Genomic DNA, 20870 nt, shown 5'->3' with positions numbered 1-20870 from the left:
GTGCAGTACGGTCACCGCATGTTGCTCAACCCCAATCACTTGCAACGCCGCTACCCGGACCGCCGCTCCGGGGAGATCATGGCCGCGACGGTGGACTTCTTCGAGTCCCGCGGCAAGGCGCGGTTGAAGTCCGACGACCACAACCGCGTCTGGTACTCCGACTTCCTCGACCACATCGGGCGCGAGCGCATCTTCGCCTCCCTGCTGACGCCGGCGGAATACGGCGCGGACGATTGCCGCTGGGACACCTACCGGCTCAGCGAGTTCGCCGAGATCGTCGGCTTCTACGGCCTGAGCTACTGGTATCCGTTCCAGGTCACCGCGCTGGGCCTGGGCCCGATCTGGATGAGCGGCAACGAGGACGCCAAGCGCAAGGCCGCGGCCCAGCTGGAGGCCGGCGAGGTGTTCGCCTTCGGGCTGTCGGAGCAGACGCACGGCGCCGACGTCTACCAGACCGACATGATCCTGACGCCCAGCGAGCACGGCTGGGTCGCCAATGGCGAGAAGTACTACATCGGCAACGCCAACGTGGCGCGGATGGTCTCCACCTTCGGCAAGATCGCCGGCACTTCAGGTGGGGAAGACGAATACGTCTTCTTCGCCGCCGACTCCCAGCACGACCGTTACGAGCTGATCAAGAACGTGGTCAACTCGCAGAACTTCGTCGCCAACTACGCGCTGCGCGACTACCCCGTCACCGAGGCCGACATCCTGCACCGCGGTCCCGACGCCTTCCACGCCGCCCTCAACACCGTCAACGTCTGCAAGTACAACCTGGGCTGGGGCGCGGTCGGCATGTGCACCCACGCCATGTACGAGGCGGTCACCCACGCGGCCAACCGCTACCTCTACGGGACCGTGGTCACCGACTTCTCGCACGTGCGGCGGCTGCTCACCGACGCCTACGTGCGCCTGATCGCGATGAAACTGGTCGCCACCCGCGCCTGCGACTACATGCGCAGCGCCTCGGCCGCCGACCGCCGCTACCTGCTCTACAGCCCGCTGACCAAGGCCAAGATCACCAGCGAGGGCGAGCGGGTCATCACCGCGTTGTGGGATGTGATCGCCGCCAAGGGAGTTGAGAAGGACACCTTCTTCGAGGCCGTCACCCGCGAGATCGGGCTGCTGCCGCGGCTGGAGGGCACCGTCCACATCAACATCGGGCTGCTCGGCAAGTTCATGCCCAACTTCCTGTTCGCCCCCGACGCCGAACTGCCCGTCATCGCGCGCCGCGACGACGCCGCCGACGACACGTTCCTGTTCGCCCAGGGGCCCACCGGGGGGCTGGGCAAGGTGCGGTTCTCCGACTGGCGCGCGCCGTTCGACAGCTTCGCCCGCCTGCCCAACGTCGCGCTGTTGCGCGAGCAGGTCGATGTGCTCACCGAGATGCTGGCCAGCGCCACCCCGGATGCCGTGCAGCAGAAGGACATTGACTTCGCCTTTGCCGTCGGCCAGCTGTTCGCGACCGTGCCGTATGCGCAGCTCATACTCGAGGAGGCCCCGCTGTCCGGGGTGGACGACGCCCTGATCGACGCGATCTTCGCCGTGTTGGTGCGGGACTTCAACGCCTACGCCGTCGAGCTGAGCGACAAGCCCGCGACGACGGACGAACAGGCCCGGCTGGCGATGCGGATGATCCGGCGTCCCGCCCACGACCCCGCGCGCTACGACCAGATCTGGAAGGAACACGTGCTGCCGATCAACGGCGCGTACGCCATGCGGCCCTGACACCGCTTGACTGTGACGTGGCTCACCGTAGAATGACCGGTGGTCATCGACGCTAGGAGGCCGCATTGCCGACGGTGACATGGGCGCGCGTCGACCCCGCTCGACGCGCGGCGATCATCGAGGCCGCGGAGGCCGAGTTCGGGGCGCACGGTTTCTCCGGGGGCAGCCTCAACGTCATCGCCCGCCGGGCCGGCGTCGCCAAGGGCAGCCTGTTCCAGTACTTCGCCGACAAGCGGGACCTGTACGCGTTCATCGCGGACATGGGCAGCCAGCGGGTGCGGGCGTACATGGAGGACCTGATCGTCAGGCTCGACCCGAGCCGCCCGTTCTTCGAGCACCTCACCGACCTGCTCGACGGCTGGGTGGCGTACTACGCCGAGCACCCGCACGAACGAGCGCTGCACGCCGCGGCGACGCTCGAGGTGGACACCGAGGCGCGCGTCAGCGTGCGCAACGTGATCCACCGGCACTACCTGGAGGTGTTGCGGCCGCTGGTCCATGCCGCCAAGACCCGCGGGGACCTGCAGGCGGACGCCGACACCGACGTGCTGCTCTCGCTGTTGCTGCTGATCTTTCCGCACCTTGCGCTGGCCCCCTACATGCGCGGCCTGGACCCGATACTCGGGCTCGACGAGCCCACGCCGGAGCAGCCGGCGCTGGCGGTGCGCCGGATCGTCGCCGTCTTGGCGGCCGCGTTCTCGGCGCACGCCGTCAGCCCGAGGCCGGCACTATTTGAGGAGATCACATGACACGTTCACGCTCGGGCTCGCTCGCCCAGGGCGGGCTCAACTGGGACAGCCTGCCGCTCAAGCTCTTCGCCGGCGGCAACGCGAAATTCTGGGATCCCGCCGACATCGACTTCTCCCGGGACCGCGCGGACTGGGAAAAGCTCACCGACGTCGAGCGCCACTTCGCTACCCGGCTGTGCGCCGAGTTCATCGCCGGCGAGGAGGCGGTGACCGAGGACATCCAGCCGTTCATGGCGGCCATGCGGGCCGAGGGCCGGCTCGGCGACGAGATGTACCTGACGCAGTTCGCGTTCGAGGAGGCCAAGCACACGCAGGTGTTCCGGATGTGGCTGGACGCGGTCGGCATCACCGACGACCTGCACGGCTTCCTCGAGCCCCTGGTCGCATACCGGCAGATCTTCTACCAGGAGCTGCCGGACTGCCTGGGCGCGCTGTCGACCGACCCGTCGCCGGCCGCGCAGGTGCGGGCTGCGGTGACCTACAACCACATCGTCGAGGGCATGCTGGCGCTGACGGGCTACTACATCTGGCACAAGATCTGCGTGGACCGCAACATCCTGCCGGGCATGCAGGAGCTGATCCGGCGCATCAGCGACGACGAGCGGCGCCACATGGCGTGGGGCACCTTCACCTGCCGCCGCCACGTCGCCGCCGACGACGCCAACTGGGGCGTGTTCGAAACCCGCATGAACGAGCTTCTCCCCATGGCACTGGAGGCCGTCCAGCAGAGCTTCGCCCTGTACGACCCGATGCCGTTCGGGATCACCGAGGACGAGCTGATGCAGTACAGCGCCGACAAGGGGATGCGGCGGTTCGGCACCATCTCCAGCGCCCGCGGCCGGCCGGTCGGCGAGATCGACCTCGACTACTCGCCGCTGGCGCTCGAGGACACCTTCGCCGACGAGGACGAGAAGGCGCTGGCCGGCGCGTCGGCCTAGACCCTCGGTTGACCCTCGCCGAACGTGGGCGCCACGTACGAAACGTCGTCGCGATAAGTCCCTGAACCCCATGTTCGGCGGCCCGGCTACTCCACCTTGCTGCCGCCGGCGGCGTCGCCGGTCTCGGACGAACCCACCCACACGGTCTTGGCGTTGCAGAACTCGCGGATCCCGAGGCCCGCGAGTTCGCGGCCGTAGCCGGACCGCTTGACGCCGCCGAACGGCAGCTCGGGGTAGGACACCGTCATCCCGTTGATGAACACCTGGCCGGCCTCGATGTCGTCGATGAAGCGCTGCTGCTCGGCCTCGTCGCGGGTCCAGGCGTTGGAGCCCAGGCCGAAGGTGGTGGCGTTGGCGATCTCGATCGCCTCGTCGATGTCGGCGGCCCGATAGATCGAGGCCACCGGCCCGAACACCTCCTCGGTGTACAGCGCCATGTCCTTGGTGATGTCGGTGACGACCGTCGGCGCATAAAACCAGCCCGGCCGGTCCAAAGGCTTGCCGCCGCAGCGGATCACCGCGCCGGCCGCGGCCGCGTCGTCGACCTGCTTGGCCACGTCGTCGCGGCCCGACTCGGTGGCCAGCGGTCCGACGTCGGTGTCGGGGTCGGTCGGGTCGCCGACCTTCAACGCCTGCGTCCGCTCGACGAACTTCTCGACGAATTCGTCGTAGATGTCGGCGTGTGCGATGAACCGCTTGGCGGCGATGCAGGACTGGCCGTTGTTCTGCACGCGGGCGGTGACGGCCGTCTTGACCGCCTCGTCCAGGTCGGCCGACGGCATCACGATGAACGGGTCGCTGCCGCCGAGCTCGAGCACCGAGGGCTTGATCTCGTCACCGGCGATCGCGCCGACCGACTGCCCGGCCGGTTCGCTGCCGGTGAGGGTGACCGCCGCGACGCGGGGATCGCGCAGGATCTTCTCCACCGCGCCCGACGGCACGAGCAGCGTCTGGAAGCAGCCGTCGGGGAAGCCGCCGCGGGCGATCACGTCGGCCAGGTACAGCGCGCACTGCGGCACGTTGGACGCGTGCTTGAGGATGCCGACGTTGCCGGCCATCAGCGCCGGTGCGGCGAACCGGACGGCCTGCCACAGCGGGAAGTTCCACGGCATCACGGCCAGCACCACGCCCAGCGGCTGCCAGCGGGTATAGGCCTGCTTGGCGCCCACCTTTCCCGCGTCGGCCGCCTCGTCGGCGAGCAGCTGCTCGGCGTTTTCGGCGTAGTAGCGAAAGCCCTTGGCGCACTTCAGCACTTCGGCCTTGGCCGATTTCAGGGTCTTGCCCATCTCGAGGGTCATCATGGCGGCGGTGTCGTCGGCATCTTTTTCCAGGAGGTCGGCCGTGGCGGTTGCCCACTTTGCGCGCTGGGCGAAGGTGGTGTTGTGGCGGTAGTCCCGGAACCGGGCGTACGCGCGGGCGATGGCCGCGTCGACTTCGTCGTCGCTTGCCGGGCTGAAGGTTTTGACTGTCTCGCCGGTGGCCGGGTTGATCGTGGCGATGGGCACGCTGAGTCCTTCGTGTGGTTGGGTTTATAGAAGCGTCCCCTACCAGCCTGCCACTTCCGCGACTCTTATGGCTCGGCCGCGGGTAGGAAGGCTGCGGGCACGCTCGTCCGACCACCCGACCCTGGACCGATCTTCTTCGAAGAGGCACCATGACCGACAGCGACGTCAGCGACTTCAATCGACGCAACATCGAGGAGTTTCGCGCCAACCACGGCCGGGTCGGCGGACAGTTCGAGGGCGCCCCTGTCCTGTTGCTGCACACCATCGGCGCGCGCAGCGGCGAGGAACGGGTGAGCCCGATGATGTACCTGCGCGACGGGGACCGCTACCTGGTCTTCGCCTCCGCGGCGGGAGCCGACCGCAACCCCGCCTGGTACTGGAACCTGGTCGCCCACCCCGACGCCAGCATCGAGGTGGGTGACGAGCACCTCGACGTGCACGCCGTCGAACTCGAGGGCGCCGAACGCGACGAGAAATACGCCGAACAAGCCAGGCGGTACCCCGGGTTCGCGGAATACGAACGCAAGACGAGCCGCACGATCCCGGTTCTCGCGCTGTTGCCGGCCGGGCCGCACCGCGACTGACGCCGCACCGTCGCCGCTAGGGTGGCGAGAAGGGAGGTGCCGGATGAGCAAAGCGGCCGAACTGATGGTCAAGTGCCTCGAGAACGAGGGCGTCTCGGTCGTCTTCGGGCTGCCCGGCGAGGAGAACATCCGCTTCGTGCAGGCGCTGGCCGCATCACACATCCGGTACGTGCTCACGCGGCACGAGCAGGGCGCGGCCTTCATGGCCGAGATGTACGGGCGCGTCACCGGACGCGCGGCGGTGGTGTCGGCCACCCTGGGCCCCGGCGCGATCAACATGCAGCTCGGCGTCGCCGACGCCACCACCAACAGCACGCCGATGGTCGCCATCTCCGCGCAGGTGGGCCAGGACCGGGAGTACAAGGAGTCGCACCAATACGTCGACCTGGTGTCGATGTTTGCGCCGATCACCCGGTGGGCCGCGGGTGTCCCCACCGCGCGGGCCATCCCGGAGATGGTCCGCAAGGCGTTCAAGGTCGCCGAGACCGAACGCCCGGCCGCTGTCTATCTCGCGGTGCCCGAGCACATCGACGCCGACGAGACCGACTACGACCTGAAGCCGTTGCCGCGCAACGTTGTTCGCCCCGACGCGCCGGCCCCGCGGCAGGTGGAGCGCGCCGTCGAGATACTGCGCAAGGCGCAGCGCCCGGTGGTGCTGGCCGGGCACGGCGCCGCGCGCGCCGACGCCACCAAGGCCCTGGTCCGGTTCTCCGAGGAGTTCGGCATCCAGGTGGCCAACACCTTCCACGGCAAGGGCGTGATGCCCGACGACCATCCCAACAGCATCGGCACCCTGGGGTTCATGCGGCACGACTACGTGAACTTCGGCTTCGACAACGCCGACGCCGTCATCGCCGTGGGCTACGAACTGCAGGAGTTCGACCCGGTCCGGATCAACCCGCAGGCCGACAAGAGGATCATCCACGTTCACCGCTTCCCCGCCGAGGTCGACGCGCACTACTCGGTCGACGTCGGGATCATCGGGGACATCAGCGATTCCCTCAATGCGCTCACCGACGCACTCGCCGGGCACACCTTCACCCACGCCGCCGACGTGCCCGGGTCGGGCCTGCTCGCCGAGGAATTCGCTCGGGGACAACAGGATTCTCGCTACCCGCTGGCACCCGCGCGGGTGGTCGCCGACACCCGCGAGGCGCTGGGCCGCAGCGACGTCGTGCTGGTCGACACCGGCGCCACCAAGATGTGGATGGCCCGGCTCTACCCGACCTACGAGCGCAACACCTGCCTGATCTCAAACGGCTTGTCCACCATGGCATTTGCCCTGCCCGGGGCGCTCGGCGTCAAGCTGGCGCGGCCCGACGCCAAGGTGCTGGCCGTCGTCGGCGACGGCGCATTCCTGATGAATTCCCAGGAGATCGAGACCGCCGTCCGGGAGCGGATTCCCCTCGTGGTGCTGATCTGGGAGGACGGCGGCTACGGCCTCATCGAATGGAAGATGGACCTCGAACTCGGCGAGCACTACTACGTGAAATTCGGCAACCCCGACATCGTGACCTACGCGGAAAGCTTCGGCGCCAAGGGCTATCGGATCAACAGCGCCGAGGAGCTGTTGCCGACGCTGCGGGCCGCCCTCGACGACGACGGGGTGTCGCTGATCTGCTGTCCGGTCGACTACTCGGAGAACCTGCGGCTGACCGACCGGCTCGGCGAGCTGGACGAGACGCTGTAACCGTTTCTGTAGCAAGTCGATTGTGGCCCGAAGGATGGCATCCGCCACTTCAGGTGCTTAACATCAATTCATTGCTGAACGCGGGGGCAGCTCGGTCGCACGGGCAACCGGAGGTGTCCCATGGCGTTCACGGTCGCGGCGCCGCAACTGGTCGAAGACGCGGCAGCAAGTCTGGCGGGTATCGGCTCGACGATGAACGCGGCGCACGCGGCCGCGGCGGCACCCATCACGGGGGTGTTGGCGGCCGCGGCCGACGAGGTGTCTACCGCGGTGGCGTCGCTGTTTTCCGAGCAGGGCATGGCGTTTCAGGCGTTGAGCGCGCGGGCGGCGGCGTTTCATGGCCAGTTCGTGCAGACCCTGAATGCGGGCGCCGCCACGTATGCGGCCAGCGAAGCGGCCGGCGTCGGGCAGCTTCTGCTCAACGCAGTCAACGCACCCTTCGTGGCGCTGACCGGGCGCCCGCTGGTAGGCAACGGGGTCAACGGCACGACCACCACCCAGGGAGTGGGCACGCCGGGGGGACCCGGGGGGTGGCTGATCGGCAATGGCGGTAGCGGCGGCGACAGCCTCGCAACCGGGGTGCGCGGCGGCCCGGGCGGGCCGGCCGGGCTGATCGGCACCGGCGGCGCCGGCGGGCTGGGCGGTTGGTTCGCGCCCGGCGGGGTCGGCGGCGCCGGGGGGTTGCTGTACGGGAATGGCGGCCCGGGCGGCATCGGCGGAGCCTTCGCCGTCGGCGGTACGGGCGGCAGCGCGCTGTTGTTCGGCACGGGCGGACCCGGAGGGCTGGGCGGCGAACTCGGGGGCACCGGCGGAACCGGCGGCGCCGGCGGGTTGTTCGTCGGCAACGGCGGACCGGGTGGCACCGGCGGCGTCTCGGGTGGCGCCGGGGGAGTCCCCGGAGGCGAGGGCGGCGCCGGCGGCCTCGGCGGCCTGTTGGGCACGAGCGGGAACGCCGGCGGCACCGGCGGCCCGCCCAGCGTCACCTTGTCCTATGAGAAGCTGCCCTACAACTCGCCGACCGTCATCGTCCCCCGCGAAATCGTGAACATCTCCATGGGTGGCGGACCGAGTGTTCCGGTGATCGTCGACACCGGCTCACTGGGCATCCTGGTTCCGCCGCAAGACGTCAATCTGTCGATCCTCGGCCCGCCCACCGCGACGGGACTCACCACGGCCCACTACGGCTTCGCCGACAACTACGACGTGTTCACCTACAACACGTACATGGCGCCGGTGGATTACGGCAACGGAATCGTCACCGCGCCAACCACCATCGGCGTGATGACCTCCGGGACGCAATATACGAACGGCGTTCCGGCCCCCATCGACCTCACCTATGCGACACCGAAGATGGGTGTTGGGGTGAACACGGGTGTTGTGGTGGGCACCAGCCCCGTGCAGGCGCTACCGGGAACGCTCAATCAGGGTGTGCTCCTGAACAATCCGGGGAACGCGCTGCAGTTCGGAGCCAACCCGCTGACCCTCCCGGCGACTCCGTACGCCACGGTTCCCGGAGCGCCGGTTTCCGGCAACCTCTACATATCGATCACGGATGGCGCGACTACCGGCGCCACGGTGAACCCGTCGGTCGGGTACATCGACAGCGGTGGTATCTACGGGGTCGTCCCCTCGACCGCGATGCCCGGCAACACTCCGGTCGGCACCACCCACGTGCCAGCCGGAGATGTCATCTCGGTCTACGTTGGCGACCCCACCAGCGGTGGCACTTTGCTGTACCAGGTGGTCAGCAACGGCGGCATAGGCATTGTCAGCAGTGGGTTCAATTCCGGCATCTTTCCCTTCTCGGGTTACCCCGACGTCGGAACGGGCCTCACCGCCGGCCCCGCCCCTGGCACCCCGGCCCCCGACGGGATACCGATCTACCTCTCGTACAGCACCACCGGTGGGACCTTGTACTTCGATCCCGTTACCTGAGCCCGGCATCGCCGCGTCGGTCGCGTGGGTTCAACGGTTGCGCGGTGCTGTCTCAGCCGGCAGGGCCAGCGGCCGCACGTATGGACCGATGAGCGTGCGATGCCACCAGGCGCGCTCCCGCCGCAACTCCCGCCACGTCGTGAACCGGTATTCATACAGCCGCGCGCGCACGTAGGTGGGCGGCGAATCCGGGAATGGATTGCGCCGCAACAGGCGCAGCGTCGGGCGGTCGTTGCGCAGCAGCCGCTGCAGCAGGGGCACCAGCCACGGCCCCGCATACCCCGGCGAGATGGCGGCGAACCACATCAGCCAGTCCAGGCGCAGGTGATACGGCGCCCACTGCCGGGGCAGCCGGCGCAGAGCCCCGGGCTTGCCCTTGAATTCGTACTCTCGCCACGCGGTGTGGGCGGTGATCTGGTTGTCGTCGGTGCCCTCGATCACCACCTCGCGCCGGACGCGGCCGATGCTACCGAACGCCCCATAGGTGTTCACCAGGTGAAAAGGGTTGAACGACATGTTCATTCGCTGGCGGGAGGAGAGCATGTTGCGCACCGGCCAGTACGTCAGGAACAGCACCGTGACGGCGAACACGATCACCAGGCCGGCGAACCACAGGGGTGGCGCCGGCCAGGCGGGATGCGCGGGCACGGGAAACAGCATCCCGAAAGCCGAGTCGTCGATCGCGCTGAACGCCAGCAGGATCGTCACCCAGTTGAGCCAGGCGAAGTTGCCCGACGCCACCAGCCACAGCTGGGTGATCACCACGATCACGGCGGCCACGTCGGCCACCGGCTGCGGCGCGAACAATCCGAACGGCACGATCAGTTGGGCGAAATGGTTGCCCGCCACCTCGATTCGGTGCAGCGGCCTCGGCAGGTGATGGAAGAACCAGCTCAGCGGCCCCGGCATGGGCTGGGTCTCGTGGTGGTAGTACAGGCAGGTCAGGTCGCGCCAGCACGGGTCGCCGCGCAGCTTGATCAGTCCCGCGCCGAACTCGACCCGGAACAACAGCAACCGCGCCAGCCACAGCGTCAGCACCGGGGGCGCGACCCGGTCGTTGCCGAGGAAGACCATCAGGAATCCCGCCTCCAGCAGCAACGACTCCCAGCCGAACCCGTACCACGTCTGCCCGACATTGACAATCGACAGGTACAGCACCCACAGCGCGAGCCACGCCAGCATCGCGGCCCACAGCGGCGCGCGGTCGGACGCGCCGGCCACGATGGCCGCCGACAGCGCCGCACCCAGCCACGCCACGCCCGCGAACAGCCGATCCGAATAGCGCAGATGAAAAAGGCTCGGCGCCCGCCAAAACGACTGCCTGGCCAAAAACCTTGGGATGGGCAGGATTCCGTGTTCGCCCAGGAGGGCCCGGAACTGACGTGCGGCCGCGACGAAGGCGATCAGGTAGATCGCCGCGACCCCGCGCTCCACGACGAGCCTGCCCAGCCAGTATTCGGGCGCCGAAAACCATCCCATGGCCGTCACGTATAGCCAGTCAACCAGCCGGAAAACCCCCAGCCAACAGCCGAAAGTCACTCCTTGCGGGGCCGCGGCTCCCGGGCCGGCACGGTCACCGCCGAAGCGGCGAGCACGGCAAGCGAAGTCAGCGCCAGCAGTTGCACGCCCGCGGAATGTCCGGCGTAACCGTCGACGGAGTGCCAGGGATGCCGGGACAGCACCGCCCCGGCCAGGATCAGCCCGCCGGCGCTGAGCGCGACGGTCACCGCCTCGAGCCGGCGCGGCCGATCGCGCAGCGCATACCGCAGGCCCAGCGCGGCGCCGACCGCGACGACCCCGGCCGCGCCGGCGATCACCGCCCCGGCCGCCAGCACGGCGACCGCGGCCCAGCGGCCCGACGGCCAGGGCCGCGCGGGTTCCTCGTCGCGGCGGCCTCCGCGGATGCGCCACAACGCCAGCGCGGCCAGCAGCGGCAGCAACGCCAGACCGACCGCCAGGCCGGCCCGGTACAGCGAGTTGGCGGCGAAGGTCAGTGTGATGGTGCCGGGGTCGCCCGCCGGGACCACCCAGCCCTGCTGCCAGCCGTTGACGGCGACGGGTGTCAGGCGGGCGCCGGTGCTGGTGCGCGCCACCCACCCGGGGTTGATGGATTCCGGGATCACCAGCACCCGGGACGTGGGCGACGCCGGGGCGCGCACCTCGCGGCGGCTCGGGCCCCAGGTGCCGGTGGGGGCACCGGTGAGCGGGGCGTCGGGCATGTCGGCGGCGGCCGGGGTGGACAGCCGGGCCCCGTCCACGACGAACTGGGCGCCCGGGCTGATCAGCAGCTCCTGTTGGCCGGCCGGCAGCGCGACCGGATCCCGGTCGCAGGGCAGCGCCGCCACCGGTTCGCCGTCCAGCAGTGCGCCCACGGTGGTGCGGATCGAGGTGTGCACGAACCGGCCCGCGACGGCGATAACCGGCCCCTGGTCGCAGCCGACGGTGATCTCGCGAGACCGGTTGCGCGTGGCGTCGGCGGGCGCGATGGGATTGCCGTCGGCGCCGAGCACCGCCACATCCGCCAGCCCCGGCGGCTTGAGCTGATCGAAGCCCAGCGCGTTGCGGTCGATGACGTCTTCCCAGTCGAGCAGGCTGATGCTGACGGTGTCGGTCACCCGGGGTTGCAGCGAAAGGGTTTGCGGCCCATCCGTTTTCAGTTGCCGGACCTGCGGGCCGTCGCCGAGGTTGACGGCCAGCACCGTCGGGTGCGCCGGCAGCGCCGACCGGCTGGGCGTCACGCGGAGGCCGGCGACCTCGGTGGGCCGCGGCAACGTGACGGTCAGCGTCGGCGGCGACCGGTGTTGCACCACCCGTTGCGGCGCGGTCCACGCGGTGGCCGGGTCGCCATCGGTGGCCGCGAACGCCGAGCCGAGAACGTCCACCACATCGGAATCGCCTTGGGCCCGAGTCGTTTTCGGCTCCGCGATCAGGTCGGCCAGCTTGGGTCCCTGCCGTGGTCGTACCCACACCGTCGGTGTCACCGCCACCGGGGCGGCCACGGTCAGGGTCCGGCTGAAATTGACCTGCTCTTCCGGCGCCAGCGCCATCGAGGCCGCGCAGCGCACGCCGTCGGGCGCCTGGGCGCAGCCGGGTCTGCCCAGCAGCTCCGAGCCCAGGTCCCAGGCCGCGATCGCCGAGCCCGGCGGCGGGCCGGGCACGCGCACCGTGTGCCGCAGGTCGACGGGGTGGGCGAAGCCGGACGCGTCGTACTGGGTGACCGACAGGTCGGTGATGCCGAACTGCACGCCGGGCGAGCCGTCGTCGGTGCCGGCGGCCGTGACCCGCACCCACGGGGTCTCGCCGTAGGGCAGCGCGACCGCGAGCGGCTTGCCGGGCTCGTCGAACCGCAGCGTCGTGCTGCCGTTGGCGGTCTCGACCAGGATGCGGCGGACCTGGGCGCCGACGGCGGTCGCGCTGGGCGTGAGCGTGATCGCGCCATTGCTCACCGGGTGGTCGAAGTCCACCTGCAGCCACTGCCCGACGGCGGACTGCAGCGCGTTGGACACCCACGCGGTTCCCGAGTCGCCGTCGATCGCGGCGGGCGGGGAGGCCGCGGGCGCGACGTCGGGCATCGCGGTGGAATCCGACGACGAACTCGACACGGTGATGCGGCCGCCGTTCCAGGCGCCGAACACCGGGTCGACGCCGGGGACGGGGTAGTCGGGGACGCGGTTGAAGGTGTGCCGCGCGTCGCCGGGCGCCCGGATCGCCGAGGAATGCTGGTCGACGCGGCCGTAGTCGGTCTCGCGGGCCACCGGGGTGTCGGTGACGGTGACGACGGGCGCGGCCAGCCCGGCGCCGCGCGCGTCGCCCGTCATCAGCACCGGACCCAGCGGCGGTTCGCCCAGCAGCCGTCGCCGCTCGTCGAGACGCAGCAGCACCTCGGGCCCGCCGTCGACCCGGGCCAGCCGGTCGGTGTCGACGAGGTACGGCGCGCCCGGATCCCCGGGCCCGCCATTTGACGAGGCGACCCGATAGATCTCCACCGCCGGGTAGCGGGGGCGCAGCCCGCTGTCGGCGACGAAACCCGCCACCGTGCCGGGGCCCACCGGCGCGCCGAACTGCGCCACCTTCTGCAACCGCGGCGAGCCCTCGATCGCGCGGTGCACCAGGATCGGGCGCGCCGAGCGCGACGTGTCGGGGTCCAGGTCGTTTCGCAGCACGACGTACGAAATGCCTTGCCGGGCCAGGGTATCCGCGAGGCCGGCCGAGGGCCGCCCGGCGGCGAACAGGCGTTGGACGGAATCCAGCGCCCGGATGGTCTGCGGCGGGGTCAACGGGATGGAGTCACGCACCCCCCACGGGCTGCTGCCGAGCACCTGCAGCGGCTCGTCGTGGCTGGTGCCCCAGACCTGGGTGGCGAACGGCGATCCCGGGACCACCAGCACCCGCCCGGGGACCGGCGTCCCGGTGTTGTGCCGGTCGAGCCAGTCGGCGGTGTCCTGCCAATAGCGGGGTATCGCGCTGAAGGTGCCGGGCGGGGTCAGCCGCCCGGTCCACGCCAGCGAGGTGCTGACCGCCAGGGCGGTCAGGACGACGATCGCGACGGCCACCCGCCGGTCGCGCTCGGGGTGGGCGAAGGCGCGCAGCCACACCGGGACGGACACCCGGCCCGGCAGCGGCACCCGGCCCAGCAGCTGCGCGATGCCCAGCGCCAGCGGGATGCGCACCACCGAGCCCAGCTTGTGCACGTTGCGCAGCGGCGCGCCGGCGGCGTCCAGGAACGCCTGGACCCCGTGGGCGAACGGCGACCCCAGCCCGCCGCTGTAGCCGGCGGCCATCAACACCACGCCCACCAGCAGGATCGTCACCAGCCGGCCCCGCGCCGGCATCGCGGGGCTCGCCAGCCCGGCCAGCCCGGCCGCGGCGACCAGGCAGGTGGCCAGGACGGCTGCCGACCCGGTGACGAGCGGGGCGCCTGCGGTGGCGGTGGGGGCGACGTACGGCGTCCAGCTGTCGGTGCCGCGCAGGATCTCGGTGAGCGACGACCATTGCGTCGTCACGCCGGAGGATTCGATGAAATCCAGGAACGGCGGGCTGACATGGCGCAGGCACACCAGCGCCACGATCCACCACAGCATGGCCAGGCACAGGGCCAACGCCCACCACGCGGTGTAGCGCCACCACAGCCGGTTCGGCCGGTGGCACGCCCACCAGATCGCCGCGGGCAGGCACCCGGTCAGCGTGGCGATGGCGTTGACCGCGCCCATCAGAGCGACGGCCAGCCCGGCCTGCGCGGCCAGCGCGCGCACCGTCCGGTCGGTCGAGCCCCGGAGGGCCAGGATCGTCGGCAACAACACCCACGGCGCCAGCATCATCGGCAACGTCTCCGACGAGATCGAGCCGAGCGTGGTGAGCACCCGCGGCGACAGCGCGAACGCCGCCGCGCCGATCACCCGCGACGCCGGGCTGCCGATCCCGAGCGTCTCGGCCACCCGCAACAGCCCCCAGAACCCGACGGTCAGCAGCAACGCCCACCACAGCCGCTGGGTCACCCACCCCGGCACGCCGAGCAGGTGGCCGGCGAGGAAGAAGGTGCCGTGCGGAAACAGGTAGCCATAGGCCTGGTTCTGCGACTGGCCGAAGGGGAGCTCGCTGTTCCACAGGTTGGTCGCGCGGGCGAGGAAGCGCAGCGGGTTGGCGGTGAGGTCGAGCTTGGTGTCGGGGGAGACCTGCCCGGGCGACTGCGCGAACGTCAGCGCCAGCGCGACGGCGCCGACCAGCAGCAACCAGCGGCGCGAGGCAGCCGGTGGGGCGGGGGCCGGTGCGGCGATCCGCGCTCGCGACCCGGGGCTAGCTACGGTTGCCGTACTCGACCCGGTTGAGCACTGACGACTGCGGATCGCCCCCGGGGAGTGGCGGCTTCGTGTCCTGCTGCACCATCAACGTGATCCCGAAGATCGCGGCCGCGCCCAGCAACAGACCCACCACCACGCTCGCGGCGGCGGGCGCGATGATCCGGTTCAACATGGCTCCTCTGGGTGGCGTCCGACCTAGGGCCAACCTAGCAGAACCGCCGCGGCCGGCCGGGCCGCCGAGTCACGGCCACGGGACGCAGTGACCATGCCAGCAGCGAGAGCCGTAGTCCACCAGATACGGCCCGACGGGGTTCCGCACGGCCGGCGCGGTCGGTGCCGGCGCCGTCTTGTGGTCCGCGACGGCGAGCGTGACGCCGACGGTCGCCGCGGCGCCGATCATCAGCCCCGCCGCGATGCTGGCCGCGGCGGCCAACGAGAACCCCGCCATCGCCGGCTCCTCCCTGCCAGGCAAATGCTCTGGCCAACGTACCGCTGATGCCCCCTGGCGGGCGGGACGAAACGCCCGCCGTGACAACATGTCCCGATGGCTTTCCCCCGGATCCTGGCCGTGCTCGCCGTCGCGGCAGCGCTGGTTGCCGGCTGTGGCCACCACGCCGCACGGACGCCCGGCGCCTCGACCGGCAAGCCGGCGGCGACCCCCGCGCCGCCGGTCTGCGCCGACCCGACCGCCGTCCCGGCCGCCCTGTCGACCCGCGACAAGCTGGCGCAGCTGCTGATGGTCGGGGTGAAAGACGCCGACGACGCCCGCGCGGTGGTCAACCGCTACCACGTCGGCGGCATCTTCGTCGGCGGCTGGACGGACCTGTCGATCTTCAAGGGCCCGCTGGCCGACATCGTGCGCAGCGCCGGCCCGTTGCCGCTGGCGGTCGGCGTCGACGAAGAGGGCGGCCGGGTGTCGCGGTTGAAGTCCCTGATCGGGACGGCCCCGTCGGCCCGGGTGCTGGCGCAGACCCAGACGCCGCAGCAGGTCCACGACCTGGCGGCCGAGCGCGGCAGGAAGATGCGCGACCTGGGCATCACCGTCGACTTCGCCCCGGACGTCGACGTCAGCGACGAGCCCGACGACGCCGTGATCGGCGACCGCTCGTTCAGCGCGGATCCGCAAACCGTCACCGCCTACGCGGGGGCGTACGCGCAGGGCCTGCGGGAAGCCGGGCTGCTGCCGGTCCTCAAGCACTTCCCCGGGCACGGGCACGGCTCCGGCGACTCGCACACCGGGGGTGTGGTGACCCCGCCGCTGAGCGAGCTGCAGAACGTCGACCTGGTGCCGTACCGCACGCTGGTGACCGCGACGCCGGTCGCCGTGATGGTCGGTCACCTGCAGGTCCCCGGGCTCACCGGCGCCGACCCGGCCAGCCTGAGCCGCGCCGCGGTCCAAATGCTGCGCACCGGCACCGGCTACAACGCGCCGCCGTTCAACGGGCCGGTGTTCAGCGACGACGTCTCCAGCATGGCCGCGATCTCCGATCGCTACCCCGTGCCGGAGGCGGTGCTGCGCACGCTGCAGGCCGGCACCGACGTCGCGCTGTGGGTCACCACCGACGAGGTGCCCGCGGTCCTGGACCGCCTGCAAAAGGCGGTCGACGCGGGCGACCTGCCGATGCCGGCGGTCAACGACTCGCTGGTGCGGGTGGCGACGATGAAGGGCACCAATCGAACGTGTGGCCACTAGGACGCCGCGTCGTCGTTACCCTGTAGTCAGATAGCGGGGCCCGAAGAGGGTGAAAGGGCAGCAGTATGGCGGGTGGTACCAAGCGGCTACCCCGTGCCGTCCGCGAACAGCAGATGCTCGACGCCGCGGTGCAGTTGTTCTCCGTCAACGGCTACCACGAGACGTCGATGGACGCCATCGCCGCCGCGGCCGAGATCTCCAAGCCCATGCTGTACCTGTACTACGGCTCCAAGGAAGACCTGTTCGGCGCCTGCCTGGATCGTGAGCTGGGGCGGTTCATCGACGCGGTGCGCGCCGACATCGACTTCAGCCAAAGCCCCAAAGACCTGCTGGGCAACGCCATCGGGTCGTTCATGCGCTACATCGACTCCAACCGCGCGTCCTGGATCGTGATGTACACCCAGGCCATCAGCTCCCAGGCGTTTGCGCACACCGTCCGCGACGGGCGCGAGCAAATCATCGAACTGGTCGCCGAGCTGATGCGGGCCGGCAGCCGCACCCCGCGGTCGGACGCCGAGTATCAGATGATGGCGGTGGCGCTGGTGGGCGCGGGCGAGGCGATGGCCAACCGGCTGTCCACCGGGGATGTCGGCGTCGACGAGGCCGCCGAATTGATGATCGACCTGTTCTGGCACGGCCTGCGGGGCACGCCGGAGGACCGGGAAGCCGCCTCACAAGCCGGATGAGCCGGCTAGCCAATACATTCGTGGGGTGGCCCCCTCGGCTCGACGGCCCCGGCGCAACGTCGACTTCTTCTGCGCGGTGGTCATCGTGGGGCTGCTGGCCGGGGTCGCCGGGCTGGCGACCACGGCGGTGCTGCGCTTCGTCGAGCACGCCACCTACCACTACAGCTTCGGCACGCTGCTCACCGGGATCGCCGGCAGCAGCCCGGTGCGACGCGTCCTGGGGCCGATGGCCGGCGGCGCGCTGGCCGGATTGGGCTGGTGGATGCTGCGCCGCAGCACCGAGGTGCCGCCGCTCGCGCGGACCGTCGCCGACCGCGAACGGATCCCGCGGCTGGCGTGGAGCGTCGACGCCGTGTTGCAGGTGCTGCTCGTCGGCTCCGGGGCATCCCTGGGCCGGGAGGGCGCCCCGCGCCAGTTCGCCGCGGCCCTCGGCGATTTCGGCACCGCATGGTTGAAGCGGCTGTCCGCCCGCGACCGCCAGGTGTTGCTGGCGTGCGCGGCCGGCGCCGGGCTCGGCGCGGTCTATGCCGTCCCGCTGGCCGGCGCGCTGTTCGCCGTGCGGATCATGCTGAACACCTGGCATCCGCGGGCGGTGGGCGCGGCGTTGCTGACGTCCAGCGTGGCCGTCGCGACCTGCTCGGCCGCCACGCACGACCACCCCACCCTGGCCTGGCCGAGCGCGGAGTCGTCGTACCTGCTGACGGCGCACGGGCTGATGCTCGCGCCGCTGACCCTCGCGGTGGGCCTGGCGTTCAACCGGCTGATGGCCGCGGCGCGACCGGCCCGGGTGATGCGGACGTGGGTGCTGATCCCGGCGCTGGCCGCCGCGGGCCTGGTGATGGGCGTCTGCTCGCATTGGTGGCCGGAGTTGCCGGGCAACGGCCGCAGCATCCTGACCGTCAGCCTCGCCAGCGGCATGACGCTGTCGACGGCCGTGATCATCCTTGTCCTCAAACCGCTGCTGACGGCCCTGTTCCTGCGCGCGGGCGGGGCGGGCGGGATGCTCACGCCGTCGTTGGCCACGGGCGCGGCGGCCGGGTCGGCGCTGGTGCTGGCGATCAACTGGGCGGCGGGGACGAGCCTGCACACGCCGGCGGTGTCGCTGGCGGGGGCCGCCGGCGTGCTCGCGGTCACCCAGGATTCGCCGATCTGGGCCGCGATCTTCGTCTGGGAGCTCGCCCATCCGCCGCTGTGGCTGTTCCCGCTGTTCCTGCTGACCGCTTGCGCCTCATACGGATTGAAGGTGCTGGCGCTCGGCCGCCGGCCCGCCTGAAGGGCGCTAGAGGGCCCGCACGCTGCCGGTCAGATAGGGGTAGCCCTTGGCGACGTTGCGCAGCGAAAGGTCCCAGCCGCCGTCATCGCCCTCGTCGATGTAGAGCCCGGCCGTGCCGGGCAGCACCAGCGGCTTGCCGAACCGCACCGAATACTGCACCTGGTCGGGAAACCGGGCCTCGATGTTGGCCAAAACCGCTGCGGCGCTGAACATCCCGTGTGCGATCACCGTCGGGAACCCGAACAGCCTGGCGGCGATCGGGTTGGTGTGGATGGGGTTGTGGTCGCCGCCGACGACGGCGTAGCGGCGGATCTGGCCGGCGCTCACCCGCAGCACGGTGCTGGGCGGCGGCAGCTTCGGCTGCTTCTGCGGCGGCGGTTTGGGCTCGTCGGACAGGCTGGTCCGCTGCTGGTGCAGGAAGGTGGTCACCTGGTGCCACGCCGCCTCGTTGCCGACGCTGACGTCCGTCACCAGGTCGACCAGCAGGCCCTTGCGGTGCTCGCGCAGGTTCTCGGCGTGCACGCGCACGCCGACGGTGTCGGTCACCGCGATCGGGCGGTACTGCGCGATGCGGTTCTCGGTGTGCACCGCGCCCATTGCCGCGAAGGGGAAGTCGAAGCCGGTCACCAGCGACATCATCGCGGGAAAGGTCAACGTGAACGGGTAGGTCAGCGGCACGTGATTGCCGTAGCGCAGCCCGGTGACCCCCGCGTACTCGGCCACGTTCGCCTGGTCGATCGGCAGCTCGTCCACGGCCACCGTGCGGGTGGGCAGCTGGTCCGAGCGGGGCACCAGCGGCAGGGCCCCGGCCGCCGCGCGCAGCATGTTCTTCAGGCCGCTTGGCTGGTTCATCGCGTTCTCCTCGGCAACCCTACGCGCCCAGCATCGCCTGGCCGCAGACCCGAATGACGTTGCCGGTCACCGCGTTCGAGGCCGGGCTGGCGAAATAGGCGATCGTCTCGGCGACGTCCACCGGCTGCCCGCCCTGCAGCAGCGAGTTCATCCGGCGGCCCACCTCCCGGGTGGCCAGCGGGATGGCGGCGGTCATCTGGGTCTCGATGAATCCCGGTGCGACGGCGTTGATCGTGATGCCCTTCTCATACAGCCCCGGCGCCAGCGCCTGGGTCAGGCCGATCATCCCGGCCTTGGTGGTCGCGTAGTTGGTCTGCCCGCGGTTGCCGGCGATGCCGGCCATCGACGACAGGCCGATCACCCGGCCACCTTCGCCGATGCTGCCGTTGCCGACCAGGCCTTCGGTAAGCCGTTGCGGGGCAAGCAGATTCACGGCCAGCACGGCGTCCCAGCGGGCGTCGTCCATGTTGGCCAGCAGCTTGTCGCGGGTGATGCCGGCGTTGTTGACCAGGACGTCGGCATGGCCGGCGTAGTGGTCGCGCAGGTGCTCGGTGATCTTGTCGACGGCGTCGTCGGCGGTGACGTCGAGCCACAGCGGGGTGCCGCCGACCCGGCTGGCGGTCTCGGCCAGGGCGTCGGCGGCGGACTCCACGTCGATCGCCACCACGCGGGCGCCGTCGCGGGCGAACACCTCGGCGATGCAGGCGCCGATGCCGCGGGCGGCGCCGGTCACGACCGCGACCTTGCCGTCCAGCGGCCGGTCCCAGTCGGCCGGCGGCGTCGAGTCGGCCTCGCCGACGTAGAAGACCTGGCCGTCGACGTACGCCGACTTGCCCGACAGGATGAACCGCATCGTGGATTCCAGGCCGGTGGCCGCGGGTTTGGCGGCCGGCGACAGGTACACCAGTTGCACGGTGGCGCCGTTGCGCAGTTCCTTGCCCAGCGAGCGGGTGAAGCCCTCCAGCGCCCGCTGCGCGATGCGCTCGTCGGTGCTGCCGGCGGCGTCGGGCGTGGTGCCGACCACGACGACGCGCGCGCTGTGGCCGAGGTTGCGCAGCACCGGGGTGAAGAACTCGTGCAGGGCCTTCAGCCCGGCCGGCGCGGTGATCCCGGTGGCGTCGAAAACCAGGCCGGCGAACTGATCGGCCCAGCGGCCGCCCAGGTTGGCGCCCACGACGTCGTAGTCCTTGTCCAGGGCCGCCCGCAGCGGCTCGACCACCCGGCCCTCACCGCCGATCAGCAGCGAGCCGGCCAGCGGCGGATCGCCGGGGCGGTAACGGCGAAGCGTCTCGGGCTGCGGGACGCCGAGTTGCTTTGCCAGAAACGATCCGGGCCCGGAGTTGACGACCTGCGAGAACAGATCCGACGAGCGCTTGGGAGCCACTTAGCTGCTGCCTTCCATGGGTAGTGCGGTATCAGGCCAACCGTATCGGGACGAA

Annotated in this window: 16 protein-coding genes; 9 read left to right on the top strand and 7 right to left on the bottom strand. The window is 70.6% G+C overall.

Annotated elements, in window-relative coordinates:
- The first annotated feature begins 18 nt into the window (after positions 1–18).
- The 3 genes from A5705_RS25050 to A5705_RS25040 all read left to right on the top strand — a co-directional run bounded on the left by A5705_RS25050 (position 19) and on the right by A5705_RS25040 (position 3415).
- A complete protein-coding gene (locus A5705_RS25050) occupies positions 19–1728 on the top strand; it encodes an acyl-CoA dehydrogenase (RefSeq protein ID WP_067884207.1) in 1710 nt (569 codons plus the stop codon).
- Positions 1729–1793: 65 nt separating this feature from the next.
- Entirely contained in the window at positions 1794–2477 is a 684-nt protein-coding gene (locus tag A5705_RS25045; protein ID WP_067883741.1) for a TetR/AcrR family transcriptional regulator, read from the top strand.
- Positions 2474–3415: a R2-like ligand-binding oxidase gene (locus A5705_RS25040; protein ID WP_068280699.1), complete on the top strand. Its 942-nt coding sequence runs from the start codon at positions 2474–2476 to the stop codon at positions 3413–3415. The genes A5705_RS25045 and A5705_RS25040 overlap by 4 nt, the downstream gene beginning before the upstream one ends.
- A gap of 86 nt (positions 3416–3501) precedes the next feature.
- Here A5705_RS25040 and A5705_RS25035 read toward each other — a convergent pair whose 3' ends face one another.
- On the bottom strand, positions 3502–4920 hold the full coding sequence (locus A5705_RS25035; RefSeq protein ID WP_068280693.1) for an NADP-dependent succinic semialdehyde dehydrogenase: 1419 nt from the start codon (positions 4918–4920) through the stop codon (positions 3502–3504).
- Positions 4921–5069: 149 nt separating this feature from the next.
- Here A5705_RS25035 and A5705_RS25030 point away from each other — a divergent pair, with 149 nt between their 5' ends.
- The 3 genes from A5705_RS25030 (at position 5070) to A5705_RS29080 (ending at position 9129) form a co-directional block, all read left to right on the top strand.
- Complete coding sequence (locus A5705_RS25030; protein ID WP_068280688.1) at positions 5070–5504, top strand: nitroreductase family deazaflavin-dependent oxidoreductase; 435 nt, start codon at positions 5070–5072, stop codon at positions 5502–5504.
- A gap of 43 nt (positions 5505–5547) precedes the next feature.
- Entirely contained in the window at positions 5548–7194 is a 1647-nt protein-coding gene (locus A5705_RS25025) for an acetolactate synthase large subunit (protein ID WP_067883735.1), read from the top strand.
- Between the two features lie 120 nt (positions 7195–7314).
- Positions 7315–9129, top strand: coding sequence for a PE domain-containing protein (locus A5705_RS29080; protein ID WP_068280683.1), 1815 nt, complete (start codon positions 7315–7317; stop codon positions 9127–9129).
- A gap of 30 nt (positions 9130–9159) precedes the next feature.
- Here A5705_RS29080 and A5705_RS25015 read toward each other — a convergent pair whose 3' ends face one another.
- The 4 genes from A5705_RS25015 to A5705_RS25000 all read right to left on the bottom strand — a co-directional run bounded on the left by A5705_RS25015 (position 9160) and on the right by A5705_RS25000 (position 15375).
- The gene (locus tag A5705_RS25015; RefSeq protein ID WP_068280678.1) at positions 9160–10608 is read right to left on the bottom strand and encodes a lipase maturation factor family protein; all 1449 of its coding nucleotides are present in this window, start codon (positions 10606–10608) and stop codon (positions 9160–9162) included.
- A gap of 56 nt (positions 10609–10664) precedes the next feature.
- Positions 10665–14903: an alpha-(1->3)-arabinofuranosyltransferase gene (locus A5705_RS25010; RefSeq protein WP_156763226.1), complete on the bottom strand. Its 4239-nt coding sequence runs from the start codon at positions 14901–14903 to the stop codon at positions 10665–10667.
- Positions 14904–14922: 19 nt separating this feature from the next.
- A complete protein-coding gene (locus tag A5705_RS25005; RefSeq protein WP_065443914.1) occupies positions 14923–15096 on the bottom strand; it encodes a DUF2613 domain-containing protein in 174 nt (57 codons plus the stop codon).
- 72 nt (positions 15097–15168) lie between these two features.
- Positions 15169–15375: a DUF2613 family protein gene (locus A5705_RS25000; RefSeq protein WP_068280672.1), complete on the bottom strand. Its 207-nt coding sequence runs from the start codon at positions 15373–15375 to the stop codon at positions 15169–15171.
- Positions 15376–15471: 96 nt separating this feature from the next.
- On the opposite strand from A5705_RS25000, the gene A5705_RS24995 reads away from it, so the two are divergent.
- From A5705_RS24995 to A5705_RS24985, 3 genes are all read left to right on the top strand, one after another.
- Positions 15472–16620: a glycoside hydrolase family 3 N-terminal domain-containing protein gene (locus tag A5705_RS24995; RefSeq protein ID WP_068280669.1), complete on the top strand. Its 1149-nt coding sequence runs from the start codon at positions 15472–15474 to the stop codon at positions 16618–16620.
- 65 nt (positions 16621–16685) lie between these two features.
- A complete protein-coding gene (locus A5705_RS24990) occupies positions 16686–17306 on the top strand; it encodes a TetR/AcrR family transcriptional regulator (RefSeq protein ID WP_067874770.1) in 621 nt (206 codons plus the stop codon).
- A 25-nt stretch (positions 17307–17331) separates the two neighbouring features.
- The gene (locus A5705_RS24985; RefSeq protein WP_068280665.1) at positions 17332–18579 is read left to right on the top strand and encodes a chloride channel protein; all 1248 of its coding nucleotides are present in this window, start codon (positions 17332–17334) and stop codon (positions 18577–18579) included.
- A gap of 6 nt (positions 18580–18585) precedes the next feature.
- On the opposite strand, the gene A5705_RS24980 is transcribed toward A5705_RS24985, so the two are convergent.
- Positions 18586–19431, bottom strand: a complete 846-nt coding sequence (locus A5705_RS24980; protein ID WP_067874764.1) for a MaoC/PaaZ C-terminal domain-containing protein — start codon at positions 19429–19431, stop codon at positions 18586–18588.
- A gap of 19 nt (positions 19432–19450) precedes the next feature.
- Positions 19451–20815 carry a 3-oxoacyl-ACP reductase gene (locus A5705_RS24975; RefSeq protein WP_067874779.1) on the bottom strand — a complete coding sequence of 455 codons (1365 nt, stop codon included), beginning with the start codon at positions 20813–20815 and terminating at the stop codon, positions 19451–19453.
- Between the last annotated feature and the right edge of the window lie 55 nt (positions 20816–20870).

Source organism: Mycobacterium sp. E787, assembly GCF_001668725.1.
Taxonomy (GTDB): domain Bacteria; phylum Actinomycetota; class Actinomycetes; order Mycobacteriales; family Mycobacteriaceae; genus Mycobacterium.
This window is presented reverse-complemented; position numbering and strand designations above follow the sequence as displayed.

Excerpts from the sequence above, each read along its gene's own strand:
- A5705_RS24980 (WP_067874764.1), bottom strand. The coding sequence starts at position 19,431 with ATGAACCAGCCAAGCGGCCTGAAGAACATGCTGCGCGCGGCGGCCGGG.
- A5705_RS25040 (WP_068280699.1), top strand. The coding sequence starts at position 2,474 with ATGACACGTTCACGCTCGGGCTCGCTCGCCCAGGGCGGGCTCAACTGG.
- A5705_RS25015 (WP_068280678.1), bottom strand. The coding sequence starts at position 10,608 with ATGGGATGGTTTTCGGCGCCCGAATACTGGCTGGGCAGGCTCGTCGTG.
- A5705_RS25030 (WP_068280688.1), top strand. The coding sequence starts at position 5,070 with ATGACCGACAGCGACGTCAGCGACTTCAATCGACGCAACATCGAGGAG.
- A5705_RS29080 (WP_068280683.1), top strand. The coding sequence starts at position 7,315 with ATGGCGTTCACGGTCGCGGCGCCGCAACTGGTCGAAGACGCGGCAGCA.
- A5705_RS25025 (WP_067883735.1), top strand. The coding sequence starts at position 5,548 with ATGAGCAAAGCGGCCGAACTGATGGTCAAGTGCCTCGAGAACGAGGGC.
- A5705_RS24990 (WP_067874770.1), top strand. The coding sequence starts at position 16,686 with ATGGCGGGTGGTACCAAGCGGCTACCCCGTGCCGTCCGCGAACAGCAG.
- A5705_RS25000 (WP_068280672.1), bottom strand. The coding sequence starts at position 15,375 with ATGGCGGGGTTCTCGTTGGCCGCCGCGGCCAGCATCGCGGCGGGGCTG.
- A5705_RS25050 (WP_067884207.1), top strand. The coding sequence starts at position 19 with ATGTTGCTCAACCCCAATCACTTGCAACGCCGCTACCCGGACCGCCGC.
- A5705_RS24995 (WP_068280669.1), top strand. The coding sequence starts at position 15,472 with ATGGCTTTCCCCCGGATCCTGGCCGTGCTCGCCGTCGCGGCAGCGCTG.